Here is a 14,855-nt window from a genome sequence, read left to right on the forward strand (position 1 = left end):
GGTGTACGTCGTGCCTGTGATGTTGTTAGTGTGGACTGGTGAAAAACGCGGAAGTCGCCTGGAGCGCGTTCGATTCGATCGCATATGTAGATCACAACTACCGTGACCTACAGGCGGAGGACGCCGAGATCCTTCCCATTCTCAGGGATCATTTCGCGGGCCATTTCCGGAACCAGGGCGTCGGCCCGGTATACGGCATCGACGTGGGCGCCGGAGCCAATCTCTATCCCGCGCTGTCCATGCTGCCGTGGTGCGACGAGATCACCCTCTACGAGCGCTCGCCCTCGAACGTGGCCTACCTGCGGAGCCAGGTCGACTCGTATGCGGAGAACTGGGACCAGTTCTGGGACGCCCTGTGCGGGAACAAGGACTACAAGGCCTTCGACGCCGACCCCCGCGAGAGATTCCGCAAGGTCGTCAAGGTCCAGCAGGGCGATATCTTCGATCTTGAGCAGTTCGCCGGTCAGTGGTCGGTGGGGACGATGTTCTTCGTCGCCGAGTCGATGACCTCCTCCCACCTGGAGTTCAGCCTGGGCGTGGAGCGTTTCATGCGCGCCCTGGCCCCCGGTGCTCCCTTTGCCGCCGCTTTTATGGAACACTCCAAGGGTTATCACGCGGGTGAGTATTTCTTCCCCGCGTGCGACGTGGGAGAGAACGAGGTGCGGGAGAGTCTCGAACCATTCGCGGACGGACTCAAGGTGCAGCGGCTCGAAACCGAGCCCGCGGTGCGGGACGGGTATTCCGGAATGATCCTCTCCTATGGTTGGCGCGGGAATTCGGACCCACAGATTCCGATCGGCTGACAGGGCGGTCGACCGGTGAATCTTCACAACAGAAGAGGGATATTCCTCGGCTGAGGGCAGTGCGGTCTGTGTGAGGGGCATGGAATGGAGATCAAGCCGCGGCAGCACCTGCTGGACATCTGGCAGGCGGTCGCCCGCCACTCCTTCGACGGAGGGGAGTGGGCGTGGGGAAAGTGGGGCGGTGAGAGCAGCGTCGCCGACGCCGAGCGCCTGCTCTGCCTGCTGTATCCGGCCACCGAGCTGCCCTCGTTCCGGCTGGACGACCCCGACACCACGCTGACCGACGTCCAGCAGACGCTGAAGCGGGCCGGTGGGCGGCTGGAGATTCCGGCCAACCTCGTCATGGCCGCGGTCGAGTTCATGCGCACCCACACCGACGACAAGAGGCCGACGTTCGCGGGCGGTTACTACTTCCAGTCCCGGGACAAGGAGCAGGACCTCACCGAGGAGCAGCGCCAACTCGGCGTCACCGACTCGTTCTCCATGTCGATCACCCTCTGTCTCGCCCTGCTCGGCTTCCTCAAGGTCTACGAGACCAAGACCCGCCGCGGCGACATGCAGGACACGATCCGGGAGCTGCGGATCGCGACCAGCAACCGGCTCACCGCCGCCATGGTCAGTCTGCTGCGGTCGTTCACGGTCAACGTCTACGACACCGACTCCTCCCAGGGCCAGACGCTCTGCGAGCTGCTGGGCCAGGGACAGTTGTCGACCCGTCAGGTTCTGGAGCAGTTCCAGCGGCGGTTCCGCCCGCTGCGCGCCGCCATCATCGAGAGTTTTATCCTCGGCCTCGACGTCCAGGAAGCCCTCAAGGACGAGAGCCAGCTGTTCGAGTGCGGCTGGGCCTGGAGCCTGGTGCGGGACGCGCCCGAGGTGGAGACCGAGGAGTCCATCGGCGCGCAGCCCAGCGGCGTCGCCAACCCGGTGCCGTACCTCTACTTCACGGTGGTCGCGCTCGACGGCATCCAGGACCTGTTCTCGGACCGCACCCTGACCCTGGGCCTGCTCAACGCCGAACAGCAGAAGCTCGCCGAGGCGCTGCGACTGCGCTGGGAGATCACCCAGCAGTACTGGTCGCGCATCGCGCGCTTCGACGGCGACCGCTGGCCCCTGGAGGACATCCCCTGGCGTACGACGGGACAGCGGCTGGAGTCGGAGTACTTCTCGCTCTCGGTCGCCGCGATCCTCGTGCACGACCTGATGCGCCGCCGGGCCACCGACGACGACCTGACCCGCACCGTCCGCGTCATGGAACGCCTCGCCGAACGCGGCCGGATCACCAGCCGGATGACGCGCGACGACCCGATGATTCAGCTGCACAACCCCGGCGTCACCCTGCCCCTCCAGGGCGGCGGCACCATCGGCCCGCCGATGGACTGGACGATGAGCGACTTCTCCGCCCAACTCCTCAAGCGCACCGTGCAGTTGTGCACGCTCTCCCGCAACCTCTCCGCGCACGACCGGCTGCTGAGGCTGGCCGAGGACATCTTCGGCCATGTGTGGCGGCGCCGGATGGGCGAGGGCGAGGGCGTCGGCCTGTGGGACAACGTGCACGCCATCTACCCCGAGACTGCCCTCACCGAGGGCCCGGTGTCCTGGAGCATCACCGAGCGGGTCACCGAGGTGATGGTCCAGGTCCACAACATGTACGCGCAGCCCCCGATCCGCAGCCTCGAACTCACCGAGCTGGCACGGGCGTTGCTCAGCGAGTCCACGCACCTCCTGGGCAACGAACAGATGGCGCCCGCGCCCAACGCCGACGGCAAACGCGGGATGCAACTCAGGGGAATCGAGGTCAAGTTGCGCCGCGCCCGCGCGCTCGTCGACGAACAGCCGGGCACTGCCTACTCGTTGACCCTGGACGTCTTGGGCCAGCTCGACGCACTCGCCCGGGCCCGCGAAGCCGCCGCGGTCCAGGGAGTGTGAGCCGTGCTGATCTTCGCGGCCTCCGACAAGGGAGGCACGGGCCGCTCGGTCACCAGCGCCAACCTCGCCTACCAGCGCGCGCTGACCGGGGACGACGTCTGCTACCTGGACTTCGACTTCGGCTCGCCCACCGCCTCCGCCGTCTTCGACGTGCCCGACGCCCGCCAAGCCGCCGAGGACCGCGGCCTGCACTCGTACCTGATAGGCGAGGTCAGCGAACCCGTCCGCATCGACGTCTGGGCCGACACCGAACACCGCGTCCTGCGCAACCAGCCGCCCGGAGCAGGCCGGTTGATCCTCATGCCGGGCGACCTCAGCGGCGGCGAGTTCGCCACCTCCGGCGACAACCTGCGCCGTTGCGTGGATCTACTCCTGCGTCTCAACAGCGAGTTCGACCTGATCGTCGTCGACCTCAGCGCCGGCCGCAGCTACGCCGTCGACATGGTCCTCGCGGCCACCTCGCTGCGGGAGATGAGCGGCGTCCAGGCCCGCTGGCTGGTCTTCCACCGCTGGACCCGCCAGCACGTGGAGGCCGCGGCCAGCCTCGTCTACGGCAAGCGCGGCATCCTCGCCGGGGGCGTCGCCCGCGGCCACGACGAGGACGCGCTGCGCGGCGCGATCCGCTTCGTGCGGGCCGCCGTACCCGATCCCGACTCGGCGCTGTGGTCGCAGGCCACGCCCACGCAGTCGGCGTGGATGGAGCAGTGCGACACCGAGCTGAAGCACCTCGCCTCGCACCACGGCATCGGCTACAGCCAGGTGCTCGGGTCGGTCCCGCTGGAGCCGGTGCTGCAGTGGCGGGAGCAACTCATCACCGACGAGGACGTGTTGGACAGCCAGATCGCCACCATGGAGACCTGGCAGGCGCTCAGCGACCTCGCCGCGCGGCTCACCGACGACAAGTACTGGGAGGAGGCATGACGGAGGCCGTCTTCCGGGAGACCACCGCGGACCCGCGCACCCAGTCCGTACCGCTGGCCCATCTCTCCCTGGAACTGGGCCACTTGTACATGGAGGACTTCGAGGCGGGCCCCGAGCGGCTGCGCGAGCACTTCGCCGAGGTCCGCATCTGGGTGGACGCGGCCCGCGCCTCCGCCGCCCGCCGCACCGGCGGCAAACGCCCCCGGATCAGCACCTGTTTCCTCATCGACGACTACTTCACCCGCTTCTCCACCCCGGCCGAACTCGTCCCGCTGGTCCTCGAAGAGGCCGAGAAGGCGGGCCTCGTCATCGACTACCTCGCCCGCGAATCGGGCTGCGCGGTCGCCGACCGCATCGAACTCGCCGAGTCCGTCATGCACCGCCTGGTCGAGTCGCCCCCACCGGGCAGCCACGGCTCCCGTCCCCCGGTCAGCCAGACGGGCTGGCTCGCGAACGGCGAGCGCACGGCCCCGACGCGCAGTGCCCTGGCGGAGATCGTCACCTGGCAGCCCCCGCACGAGACCGCCGCCCGCAACCACTCCGTCTTCATGGATGTCGAGCTGTGGTCCGAGACGGACAAGGGCCGCCTGTGGTCCTGCCCGTTCCTGGCCGCCGTCTGGCAGTTGGCCCGCCTGGGTCTGCTACGGCACCTGGGCGAGCCCGTGCTGGTCCCGCAGCCCTGGACCGGCGGGGACTTCCCGCGCGACTGGGACCGGCTGCCGCCGCTTCTCCAACTCAGCGACACCCGGGTCCCGTTCAGCGCGTACCGCACCTGCACGCTGATGGCGAACCGCTTCGTGGCCGTGGAGGACGCGGTGCGGCTCATCCTCGACCAGGTGGACGTGGACTCCGTCGCGCTGGAACAGGTGGCCAAACGGTCCGCGGGCGAGGGTGTCGCGGTACCGGAGGCGGTGGCCCAGCGCGCCACCTATGTGTTCTACGAGGAGCCCGCCAACTCGGCCGCATCCGACGGGACTTGACATGACGACCCCCGGACGGCAGACGCGCTCGGTCCTCGCCTGCGGCGAGGTGCGCACCGGCCTGCTGCCCTCCTTCCAGGCGCTGGACGGCCGCGCCGCCGCCCAACTCCTGCGGCTGCGCGCCGACGAACACGTCCGGGTCTCCGAGCGGCCCAATCTCTACGCCCTCTCGCCCGAGGTCCTCACGGGCGTGGACTGCCGGCTGCCCACCTCGAACGGCGCGAAGGTCAGGGCCGTCGGTACGGTGGCCGCCCGCGCCGCGCTCACCGAGGGCCGGGTCCTGCAGGCCACCGCCTACTTCAGCGCCCCGGCCACCGGACCCGACGTACGCCGGCCCTGGGGGCACTACCTGGTCCGCCCCGGGGTCGTCGAGCCGTTCGGGAAACTGCCCGAACAGGCAACGGCGGAGGGTGTGTTGCGCGGCGGCGGGCGCGGCGAGCTGGACCTCGGGATGATCGCCGAGGGGCTGCTGGCGCAACTGGTGCGCCACCCCCTCCTTGACCACAAGGCACCCTTCAAGTCCCGCCGCACACACCTGCGTTGGGCCGCGCGGCAGGCGCCCGAGGGCGAGGAGGCCTCCCTGGACCGCTTCACGCTGGCCGAAGACGGCCTGCGGACGGTCGAGTTGAGGGTTCCCGAGGGCACCGAGGCCGCCGCGGTCGCGGGGCTCTGCGAAGACCTCGCGTTGCACGACTGGCTTTTGACGACGGTGGTGCACATGCTGGAGAACAGCCGGCTCGGCGCGGCGGACGGGCCCGCGGCGGTCCTGGCGCTGCGTCCGGCCGTGGATCACCTGCTGCATCTGTGGATGCCGCGCGCGCACGTGGACCGCACGCTGGGACACCTGTGGGACGTACTGGAGCGGGAACCGGGCTTCAGCCGCCAATGGGAGAACCTTCGCCAGCGTATCCGGGACCAACTGGCCATACAGGCCATCCCGTTGCTGCACCAGGCGCTGAGCACGCGCTGACGGGGCGGCGACAACCGCATATCCGACGGGGGAGAGGCTCACATGAACGGAGTGACGACAACAGGGGCGGGACCAGGGGCCGTTCCACAGCAGGACCAGCCCCAGCGCGGGTCGAGGCTGTTCATCAGGACCGGGTTCGCGGTCTTAGCGGGAGTGGCCGCGTTCTTCGTGACCAACGTCCTCAACGAGAACGACGGCGACCTGTGGCAGTGGACGATGTCCATCGTCCTGGGCTGCGCCACCCTGATCGTGCAACTGCTCGTGGACTTCGGCGAGCGCCTTGAGGCCGTCCAGGAGAGCCAGAAGCGGCGCATCCGGGACATGAAGGACAGCCTGTCCAGCCATCACACCGAGATGCGCGCGGCGGTCGACGAGAGCTTCGCGAAGATCAACGCGGCGACCGAGCTGTACAGCAAGGTCGACGGCTCGGTACTCCGCTCCGACGAGGTGACCCGGCTGGTGCTGGGCTACACGAAAGTCGGCGAGCAGGGCGCGGACATCGTCAAGGCCTTCGCCGAGGAGGAGTTGGGCCGCCTGGCCCTCCTGATGGAGAACCTCGGCAACGGCACGGCGGACTGCCCCGGCGAGAACCACGAGTGGCTGATCGACCTCACCAAGTGCGTCAAGCGCACGCTCTACGCCACCAGCACCTCCGTCGACCGGGACTTCTGGTCGAGCGAGCCGGCCCGCCGCTATCTCGCCGCCCAGGAAACAGCCATCAAGTCCCGCCGGGTACAGATCCGGCGCGTGTTCCTCGTCGACGAGGAGTCGGAAGTGACCGGCAGCCTCCGCCAACTCTGCGAAAGACACCGCAAGTTCGGGATCGACGCGCGTATCGCGGTCCGCGCCCTCCTCGAACCCACCGCCCAGATGAACTCGTTGAACGACTTCATCGTCTTCGACGGCGAACTCTGCTACGAGACCGAGCCGGACATCCGCGTCATGCCGGCCAAGACGACCCTGAAGATGACCCGCGAACACGTCGAGGAACGCATCAACCGCTTCAACGTCCTGTGGGAGGCGACGGAACCGGACCGCGCCCCGGAACCGTCCCCCGAACCGGACGGAGGAAGGGCGGTCACCCAGCCCGCCGGCCCACGCCAACAGCCGTGACGGCGGCGGACGTTCGGACACCGTAGGTGTCGACCCGGGTCGTACACCCCCGGACCGATGCCCGCACCCGCACCCGGGAGTTCGGCGGCGGTCCGGGTCGTGGCCGCCGGTGATGCCCTGATCGCCCCGAGCGTGACCCGGCGGCTGATCCGTGACTTCGGGCTGGTCTCGGTCGGGTAGGGGACACGCGCCGGGCCGGGGACGGAAAAGCCTTCGACCGTGCTCGAGTCGTCCAGTACGGTCGCGAGGTTGTTTTCACTGCTGGGAGTCCCTGAGAGCGGGTTTTTTTCATGGCGTGTCGTATCGGTGAACTCGTGCTCGGTTGCCGTGATCCCGAGCTGCTGGCGCGGTTCTGGTGCGAGGTTCTGGGCTTTGTCGTGCTCGAGAGCGAGGAAGGGGAGTGGGCCGAGATCGGGACGCCGGAAGGGTTCGGGGGGCCGCACCCGACCATCTTCTTCAGCCGCCGGGACGAGCCCGAGCCGGGGAAGTCCCGGCTGCACATCGACGTCAATCCCACCGACCGCGACCAGGAGGCCGAGCTGGAACGCCTGCTGGCGCTCGGTGCGCGCCGGGCCGACATCGGTCAGACGGGGGAGGAGCAGTGGCATGTGCTGGCCGACCCCGAGGGCAATGAATTCTGTCTGCTCAAGGCCCGTATCAACCCGCTGACCGTCCAGTAGGGCGAGGTCCATCCGCGGTTTCCGAATTGCCTGTTCGAATTGCCTGTCATAGCCAACCCCCTTGGTCCGCACCGCAGTTGCCGCCGACAGACTCCTGCCGAGTGTAGGGGGAGAAGGGGCTCTGGGGAGACGAGAAGCGTGAAAGTCGAAAAGGCGGGGGAGCCAGCTGTGGGCACACTGCTGGGAGGCGAAGGAAACCTTGATGGAATTCCGGATTCGGGTGCGAGGAGAGCGATGAAGCCGCCTGTCGGATCGGTCGCCGTGGACACCCGTAACGGGAGAGTGGGCATCGTCATGGGGCATGAGGGGCCTTATGTTCAGCTGCGCCCGTACGGCGGCGGGCGGGAGTGGGACGCCGAGCCGGCCGCCGTACGGGACGCGACCCCGGCCGAGCGGCTGAGCGCGGCGACCGCGTACGCGAACGCCCGCAGTCGCGGTGAGGTGCCTTGAGACGTCGTGGCGCCACGGAGCCGTAGGGGACAATGGGCGGCATGAGCCTGTTCCGCGACGACGGCATCGTGCTGCGCACCCAGAAGCTGGGTGAGGCGGACCGGATCATCACGCTGCTCACCCGGGGTCACGGGCGGGTACGCGCGGTGGCGCGCGGGGTGCGGCGGACCAAGTCGAAGTTCGGGGCGCGGCTGGAACCCTTCTCCCACGTGGACGTCCAGTTCTTCGCGCGGGGCAGTGAACTGATCGGCCGCGGGCTGCCGTTGTGCACCCAGAGTGAGACCATCGCTCCGTACGGTGGCGGGATCGTCGCCGACTACGCGCGGTACACCGCCGGTACGGCCATGCTGGAGACGGCCGAGCGGTTCACGGATCACGAGGGCGAGCCCGCCGTACAGCAGTATCTGCTGCTCGTGGGCGGGCTGCGGACGCTGGCCGGCGGGGAGCATGCTCCGCATCTCATCCTCGACGCGTTCCTGCTGCGTTCCCTCGCCGTCAACGGCTATGCGCCAAGCTTCGGGGACTGCGCGAAGTGCGGGATGCCGGGGCCGAACCGGTTCTTCTCCGTGGCGTCGGGCGGGGTCGTCTGCGCGGACTGCCGGGTGGCCGGCAGCGTCGTACCCTCGCCGCAGGCCCTGGAGCTTCTCGGTGCGCTGCTTACGGGAGACTGGGCGACGGCGGACGCGTGCGAGGCGCGGCATGTGCGGGAAGGCAGCGGGCTGGTGTCCGCCTATCTGCACTGGCATCTGGAGCGCGGGCTTCGGTCACTGCGGTACGTAGAGAAGTCGTAGTAGTCGGAAAGAGGAGACGAGAAGCACATGGCCGTACGCGGGATCCTGGGGCGCCAGCGGCGCGAGTACACGGCGCCGGAGCCGCACCCGTCCGGGGCCACCGCGCCGAAGCTGCCCGGTGAGCTGATCCCGAAGCACGTGGCGATCGTCATGGACGGGAACGGACGGTGGGCGAAGGAGCGGGGGCTGCCGCGCACCGAGGGCCACAAGGTCGGCGCCGAGCGGGTGTTGGACGTGCTGCAGGGTGGCGTCGAGATGGGCGTCGGCGCGATCTCGCTGTACGCCTTCTCCACCGAGAACTGGAAGCGGTCGCCCGACGAGGTGCGCTTCCTCATGAACTTCAACCGCGATTTCATCCGCAAGACGCGTGACACCCTCGACGAACTCGGCATCCGGGTGCGGTGGGTGGGCCGTATGCCCAAGCTGTGGCGGTCGGTCGCCAAGGAGCTCCAGATCGCGCAGGAGCAGACCAAGAACAACGACGCGCTGACTCTGTACTTCTGCATGAACTACGGCGGCCGGGCCGAAATCGCCGACGCGGCACGGGCGTTGGCCGAGGACGTGGCGGCGGGGCGGCTCGACCCGGCCAAGGTCGACGAGAAGACCTTCGCCAAGTACATGTACTACCCGGACATGCCCGAGGTCGATCTCTTCCTCCGCCCCAGCGGCGAACAGCGCACCTCCAACTACCTGATCTGGCAGAGCGCTTACGCCGAGATGGTCTTCCAGGACGTGCTCTGGCCGGACTTCGACCGGCGTGACCTGTGGCGCGCGTGCGTCGAATTCGCCCAGCGGGACCGGCGGTTCGGCGGCGCCGTGCCGAACGAGAAGCTGCTGGCGATGGAAGCGGCGATGCGGGGGCGACCCGAGGAGGGCTAGGAACGGCGGCTACGATCCCGCCTCATGGACATGGGGCGGGATCCGCGGGACCTGACGGGGGAATCGGTCGAGCTGGTGTATCAGCTGACCGTCGAGGACTTCACGGCGGCGCTGAAAGCGCGCAGGCGGGTCAGCCGGGCGGGGCGAAGGCAACTGTGGATGTTCGGCGTCGCGGTCTTCTTCGCCGCCGTGGCGGTGGCGGTGTCACTGGCCGGTGGTGAGTCGGTGCCGCTTCCGCTGATCGCCGGTCTGATCATGGCCGTGCTGCTGCTGATGTTCCAACCCTGGCTCATGGCCCGCCAGTTCCATCGCCACACGGAGCGCCGGGGGGTGTTCCGCGCGACGGTCACGGACGTCGGGGTGTCGGTGGTCACCGACGACTCGTCGACCTCGATCAACTGGACCGTGCAGCCCCGCTACCGGGAGACGCCGGACGCGTTCTTCCTGTTCAGCTCCGACAAGAACGCCGTCGGTGTCACCCTCCTCCCGAAGCGCGGCCTGCCCGACCCGACCGACGCCGACCGACTGCGAGCGATCCTCGACGCCCACGCGCTCCGCGTCTGAACGCCCGGTCCCGGCACCCCCCTAGGGGCGCGGGGAACTGCGCGACCAGCCCCCACCGGACCCGCACACAATCCGCTCAACCAGCGGAGCACTCCGCACAAGTACCGAAGATCTCGACAGTGTGCGCCACATTGACGTACCCATGCTCCGCCGCGATCGCCTCCGCCCACTTCTCCACAGCAGGCCCCTCCACCTCCACCGCCTTGCCGCACACCCGGCACACCAGGTGGTGATGGTGATCGCCCGTGGAGCAGCGCCGATACACCGACTCGCCCTCGTCGGTGCGCAGAACGTCGACCTCCCCGGCGTCGGCGAGGTTCTGGAGGGTGCGGTAGACCGTGGTCAGCCCCACCGAGTCACCCTTGTGCTTGAGCATGTCGTGGAGTTCCTGGGCGCTGCGGAACTCGTCGACCTCGTTGAGCGCCGCCGACACGGCGGCACGCTGGCGGGTGGAGCGTCCCTTTACGGGCGGGCCGGCCGTCGTCACCGTTGCCTCCTCACGTCTGCACTTTGCCGAGCCATTGTGCCAGCCCGGGCTGTGCGTGGTCAGACGCCGACCTCGTCGGCGGCCCCCCGCGTGGCTGGAATCGCGCACTCCACCGGGTCCCCGGCGGGTCGCGCGGCGGCCGCGGCCCGGGCCCGGCGCCTCGCCAGCGGAGTCGCCAGCGCGGTCAGCGCGATGAACGCGGCGATCGTCAGGAGCACGATCGTCGCGCCGGGCGGGACGTTCTGGTAGTACGAGGTGACGGTGCCGCTGACCGCCACGGTCACGCCGATCACGCCCGCGATCGCCAGCGTCGCCCCGAAACTGCGGGTCAGCTGCTGTGCGGCGGCGACCGGCACCACCATCAGCGCGGAGACCAGGATCAGGCCCACGACCCGCATCGCGACGGTGACCGTGACGGCGGCGGTGACCGCCGTCAGCAGGTTCAGGGCGCGCACGGGCAGGCCGGTGACCCGCGCGAACTCCTCGTCGTGGTTCACGGCGAACAGCTGCCGCCGCAGGCCGAGGGTGACCACGATCACGAAGGCGGCCAGGATGCCGATCGCCGTCACGTCGGACTGCGAGACCGTCGAGAGGGAGCCGAAGAGGTACGAGCTCAGGTTGGCGTTCGAGCCGCCCGGCGCGAGGTTGACGAACATCACGCCGCCCGCCATGCCGCCGTAGAAGAGCATCGCGAGGGCGATGTCGCCGCGGGTCTTGCCGTACCAGCGGATCAGTTCCATCAGGACCGAGCCGAGGACGGAGACGGCGGTGGCCATCCAGACCGGGGAGGCGTTCAGCAGGAAGCCGAGGCCCACGCCGGTCATCGCGACGTGGCCGATGCCGTCGCCCATGAGGGGCTGGCGGCGCTGGACGAGGTAGATGCCGATCGCGGGGGCGGTGATGCCGACGAGGACGGCGGCGATGAGCGCCCGCTGCATGAAGGCGTAGTCGAGGAGGTCCATCAGCTCAGCAGTCCCGTGCGGATCGGTTCGGCGTCCGCCGAGTGCGGGTGTACGTGGTCGTGGCCGGGCAGGGCATGCTGGCCCAGCGCGCGCGGGGGCGGGCCGTCGTGCTGGACGCAGCCGTCGCGCAGGACGACCGCGCGGTCGATCAGCGGTTCCAGCGGGCCGAGTTCGTGCAGGACGAGCAACACCGTTGTGCCCTCGGCGACTTGGCGGGTCAGGGTGTCCGCGAGGACCTTCTGGCTGGCCAGGTCCACGCCCGCCATCGGCTCGTCCATGATGAGGAGTTCGGGTTCGGCGGCGAGCGCGCGGGCGATCAGCACGCGCTGGTGCTGGCCGCCGGAGAGCGCGTCGACCGAGTCCTTGGCGCGGTCCGCCATCCCGACCAGCTCCAGGGCGTGCCGTACGGCCTCGTGGTCCGCCTTGCGCAGCAGGCCGAAGCGGGCGCGGGAGAGGCGGCCGGACGCGACGATCTCGGTGACCGTCGCGGGCACCCCGCCCCCGGCCGTCGTGCGCTGCGGTACGTACCCCACGCGCCGCCAGTCGCGGAAGGCGCGGCGCGGGGTGCCGAACAGCTCGATCTCGCCTGCGGACAAAGGCACTTGGCCGATGATCGTGCGGATCGCGGTCGACTTGCCGGAGCCGTTGGCGCCGAGCAGCGCGACCACCTCACCGCGGCGCACGGTGAGGTCGATGCCGCGCAGGACGGGGCGCGAGCCCAGCTCGGCGCGGACTCCGCGCAGCGATATGACGGGCTCGCTCATCAAGTCGCTCATCAACTCGTCCTCCGTGCTGGTCATTTACTTCCCAGGGCCGTCTGCAGGGCCTTGAGGTTGGCCTGCTGGACCGAGAAGTAGTCCGTGCCGCGGGACTTCTTGGTGATGCCCTCGATCGGGTCGAGGACGTCCGTCTTCAGGTTCGCGTCGGCGGCGATGGTCTTCGCGGTCTTGTCGCTGACGAGCGTCTCGTAGAACACCGTGGTGACGCCGTCGGCCTTGGCCATCTTCTCAAGGTCCTTGACGCGCTTGGCACTCGGCTCCGACTCGGGGTCGAGGCCGTTGATGGCCTCCTCGGTGAGGCCGTAGCGCTCGGCGAGGTAGCCGAAGGCGGCGTGTGTGGTGATGAACACCTTGGTCTTGGTGTTCGCGAGGCCGGTCCTGAACTCGGTGTCGAGCGCGTCCAGCTTCTTGACCAGGGCCGCGGTGTTGGTCTTGTAGTCGGCCGCGTTCTTCGGGTCGGCCTGCTCGAAGGCCTTGCCGACGCCCTCGGCGACCTGGGCGTAGCGCACCGGGTCGAGCCAGATGTGGGGGTCGAGGCCGGCCAGCTCGTCGTTCTTCGAGGTGTCGTGCGAGGCGGCGTGGCCGCCGACCTCGTTGCCGTGCTTCTCCTCGGTGGTCAGGGAGGCGGCGTCGATCTTCGTCTTGACCTCGGACTGGCTCACCACGGCGTCGACGGAGGGCTGGAGGTTCTTGAGGTAGAGCACCGCGTCGGACTGCCCGAGCGCGGCGGTCTGCTGCGCGCTGATCTCCAGGTCGTGCGGCTCCTGGCCGGGTTTCGTCAGGCTGGTGACGTGGACGTGGCTGCCGCCGATCTGCTCGGCGAGGTACTGCAGCGGGTAGAACGCCGCGACGACGTCGAACTTGTCCGTGTTGGCCGCGGCAGCGCTGTCGGAGCAGGCGGAGAGGGTCCCGAGACCGAGGGCGGTGGCCGCGGCGATGGCGATCCCGGATATGTGGCGTCGTCGTACGTTCATGACAGTCATTTTCAACTGACATGGAAACCGTTGTCAACAAGCCCCGGGTGTGGAACCGATTTGATACAGGGGCGGGAGGCGCCGGTAACCTGAGGCATTCGCTGCCTGTCCATTCGTCATGAAGAGAGCACCGTGGCCGCCGACAAGATCGACACCATCGTCAGCCTGAGCAAGCGCCGTGGCTTCGTATTCCCCAGTAGTGAGATCTACGGCGGCCAGCGCGCCGCCTGGGACTACGGGCCCCTGGGTGTCGAGCTCAAGGAGAACCTGAAGCGCCAGTGGTGGCGCTACATGGTGACGTCGCGCGAGGACGTGGTCGGTATCGACTCGTCCGTGATCCTGGCCCCCGAGGTGTGGGTGGCCTCCGGCCATGTCGCTACTTTCTCGGACCCGCTGACCGAGTGCACCGCGTGCCACAAGCGGTTCCGCGCGGACCACCTGGAGGAGGCGTACGAGGCCAAGCACGGCCGCCCCCCCGAGAAGGGCCTCGCCGACATCAACTGCCCCAACTGCGGCAACAAGGGCCAGTTCACCGAGCCCAAGGAGTTCTCCGGCCTGCTCTCCACCCACCTGGGCCCGACGCAGGACACCGGCTCCGTCGCCTATCTGCGCCCCGAGACCGCGCAGGGCATCTTCACCAACTTCGGCCAGGTGCAGACCACTTCGCGCAAGAAGCCGCCGTTCGGCATCGCGCAGATGGGCAAGTCCTTCCGCAACGAGATCACGCCCGGCAACTTCATCTTCCGGACCCGCGAGTTCGAGCAGATGGAGATGGAGTTCTTCGTCAAGCCGGGCGAGGACGAGAAGTGGCAGGAGTACTGGATGGAGCAGCGCTGGAACTGGTACACCGGCCTGGGCCTGCGCGAGGAGAACATGCGGTGGTACGACCACCCCAAGGAGAAGCTCTCCCACTACTCCAAGCGCACCGCTGACATCGAGTACCGCTTCCAGTTCGGCGGCAACGAGTGGGGCGAGCTGGAGGGCGTCGCCAACCGCACCGACTACGACCTGAACGCCCACTCCAAGGCCTCCGGCCAGGACCTCTTCTTCTTCGACCAGGAGGCCGGCGAGCGCTGGACGCCGTACGTCATCGAGCCCGCGGCCGGTGTCGGCCGCGCGATGCTGGCGTTCCTGCTGGACGCGTACGTCGAGGACGAAGCGCCCAACGCCAAGGGCAAGTTGGAGAAGCGCACGGTCCTGCGCCTCGACCACCGCCTGGCGCCCGTGAAGGTGGCTGTCCTGCCCCTTTCCCGCAACCCCGAGCTGTCCCCGAAGGCCAAGGGCCTCGCCGCCGCGCTGCGTCAGAACTGGAACATCGAGTTCGACGACGCCGGTGCCATCGGCCGCCGCTACCGCCGTCAGGACGAGATCGGTACGCCGTTCTGCGTGACGGTCGACTTCGACACGCTCGAGGACAACGCGGTGACGGTGCGCGAGCGCGACTCGATGAAGCAGGAGCGGGTGTCCCTCGACCAGATCGAGGGCTACCTGGCCGCGCGTCTCGTCGGCGCCTAGGGTCAACTCCGCCTGAACGAAAGGCCGGACGGGCTAAATGCCCGTCCGGCCTTTCGCGTGG

The 14,855-nt window shown here is 68.7% G+C and carries 16 protein-coding genes and 1 pseudogene; 13 read left to right on the forward strand and 4 right to left on the reverse strand.

Annotated features, from left to right (window positions below):
• The first annotated feature begins 38 nt into the window (after positions 1–38).
• From OO69_RS33500 to OO69_RS33550, 12 genes and pseudogenes are all read left to right on the forward strand, one after another.
• The gene (locus OO69_RS33500) at positions 39–803 is read left to right on the forward strand and encodes an SCO2525 family SAM-dependent methyltransferase (protein ID WP_033284643.1); all 765 of its coding nucleotides are present in this window, start codon (positions 39–41) and stop codon (positions 801–803) included.
• 84 nt (positions 804–887) lie between these two features.
• Positions 888–2,729, forward strand: a complete 1,842-nt coding sequence (locus OO69_RS33505; protein ID WP_033284644.1) for an SCO2524 family protein — start codon at positions 888–890, stop codon at positions 2,727–2,729.
• Positions 2,730–2,732: 3 nt separating this feature from the next.
• Positions 2,733–3,650, forward strand: a complete 918-nt coding sequence (locus OO69_RS33510) for an SCO2523 family variant P-loop protein (protein ID WP_033284645.1) — start codon at positions 2,733–2,735, stop codon at positions 3,648–3,650.
• Positions 3,647–4,630: an SCO2522 family protein gene (locus tag OO69_RS33515; RefSeq protein WP_033284646.1), complete on the forward strand. Its 984-nt coding sequence runs from the start codon at positions 3,647–3,649 to the stop codon at positions 4,628–4,630. The genes OO69_RS33510 and OO69_RS33515 overlap by 4 nt, the downstream gene beginning before the upstream one ends.
• Position 4,631: 1 nt before the next feature.
• The gene (locus tag OO69_RS33520) at positions 4,632–5,600 is read left to right on the forward strand and encodes an SCO2521 family protein (protein ID WP_033284647.1); all 969 of its coding nucleotides are present in this window, start codon (positions 4,632–4,634) and stop codon (positions 5,598–5,600) included.
• A 42-nt stretch (positions 5,601–5,642) separates the two neighbouring features.
• Positions 5,643–6,713, forward strand: coding sequence for a hypothetical protein (locus OO69_RS33525; protein ID WP_033284648.1), 1,071 nt, complete (start codon positions 5,643–5,645; stop codon positions 6,711–6,713).
• A gap of 81 nt (positions 6,714–6,794) precedes the next feature.
• Positions 6,795–6,872, forward strand: a pseudogene (locus tag OO69_RS53965) (DNA-binding response regulator); the annotation flags it as partial.
• A gap of 131 nt (positions 6,873–7,003) precedes the next feature.
• Positions 7,004–7,393: a VOC family protein gene (locus OO69_RS33530; protein ID WP_033284649.1), complete on the forward strand. Its 390-nt coding sequence runs from the start codon at positions 7,004–7,006 to the stop codon at positions 7,391–7,393.
• 234 nt (positions 7,394–7,627) lie between these two features.
• Positions 7,628–7,843, forward strand: coding sequence for a hypothetical protein (locus OO69_RS33535; RefSeq protein ID WP_033284650.1), 216 nt, complete (start codon positions 7,628–7,630; stop codon positions 7,841–7,843).
• Positions 7,844–7,884: 41 nt separating this feature from the next.
• Positions 7,885–8,634 carry a DNA repair protein RecO gene (recO, locus tag OO69_RS33540; RefSeq protein ID WP_026151542.1) on the forward strand — a complete coding sequence of 250 codons (750 nt, stop codon included), beginning with the start codon at positions 7,885–7,887 and terminating at the stop codon, positions 8,632–8,634.
• 27 nt (positions 8,635–8,661) lie between these two features.
• Positions 8,662–9,513 carry an isoprenyl transferase gene (locus OO69_RS33545; RefSeq protein WP_033284651.1) on the forward strand — a complete coding sequence of 284 codons (852 nt, stop codon included), beginning with the start codon at positions 8,662–8,664 and terminating at the stop codon, positions 9,511–9,513.
• Positions 9,514–9,537: 24 nt separating this feature from the next.
• On the forward strand, positions 9,538–10,077 hold the full coding sequence (locus tag OO69_RS33550; RefSeq protein WP_051801357.1) for a YcxB family protein: 540 nt from the start codon (positions 9,538–9,540) through the stop codon (positions 10,075–10,077).
• A gap of 76 nt (positions 10,078–10,153) precedes the next feature.
• Here the strand turns inward: OO69_RS33550 and OO69_RS33555 are convergent, their stop codons facing one another.
• The 4 genes from OO69_RS33555 to OO69_RS33570 are packed head-to-tail and all read right to left on the reverse strand — an operon-like array spanning position 10,154 to position 13,279.
• Positions 10,154–10,564, reverse strand: coding sequence for a Fur family transcriptional regulator (locus OO69_RS33555; protein ID WP_033284652.1), 411 nt, complete (start codon positions 10,562–10,564; stop codon positions 10,154–10,156).
• Between the two features lie 59 nt (positions 10,565–10,623).
• A complete protein-coding gene (locus OO69_RS33560) occupies positions 10,624–11,526 on the reverse strand; it encodes a metal ABC transporter permease (protein WP_033284653.1) in 903 nt (300 codons plus the stop codon).
• Complete coding sequence (locus tag OO69_RS33565; RefSeq protein ID WP_390159421.1) at positions 11,526–12,326, reverse strand: metal ABC transporter ATP-binding protein; 801 nt, start codon at positions 12,324–12,326, stop codon at positions 11,526–11,528. The genes OO69_RS33560 and OO69_RS33565 overlap by 1 nt, the downstream gene beginning before the upstream one ends.
• Complete coding sequence (locus OO69_RS33570) at positions 12,323–13,279, reverse strand: metal ABC transporter substrate-binding protein (RefSeq protein ID WP_033284654.1); 957 nt, start codon at positions 13,277–13,279, stop codon at positions 12,323–12,325. Before OO69_RS33570 ends, OO69_RS33565 begins: the two co-directional genes overlap by 4 nt.
• 132 nt (positions 13,280–13,411) lie before the next feature.
• Between OO69_RS33570 and OO69_RS33575 the strand changes: the two genes are divergently transcribed.
• Positions 13,412–14,794 carry a glycine--tRNA ligase gene (locus OO69_RS33575; protein ID WP_033284655.1) on the forward strand — a complete coding sequence of 461 codons (1,383 nt, stop codon included), beginning with the start codon at positions 13,412–13,414 and terminating at the stop codon, positions 14,792–14,794.
• The last annotated feature ends 61 nt before the right edge of the window (positions 14,795–14,855 follow it).

This window comes from Streptomyces sp. NRRL F-525 (assembly GCF_000716605.1).
Classification (GTDB): Bacteria; Actinomycetota; Actinomycetes; order Streptomycetales; family Streptomycetaceae; genus Streptomyces.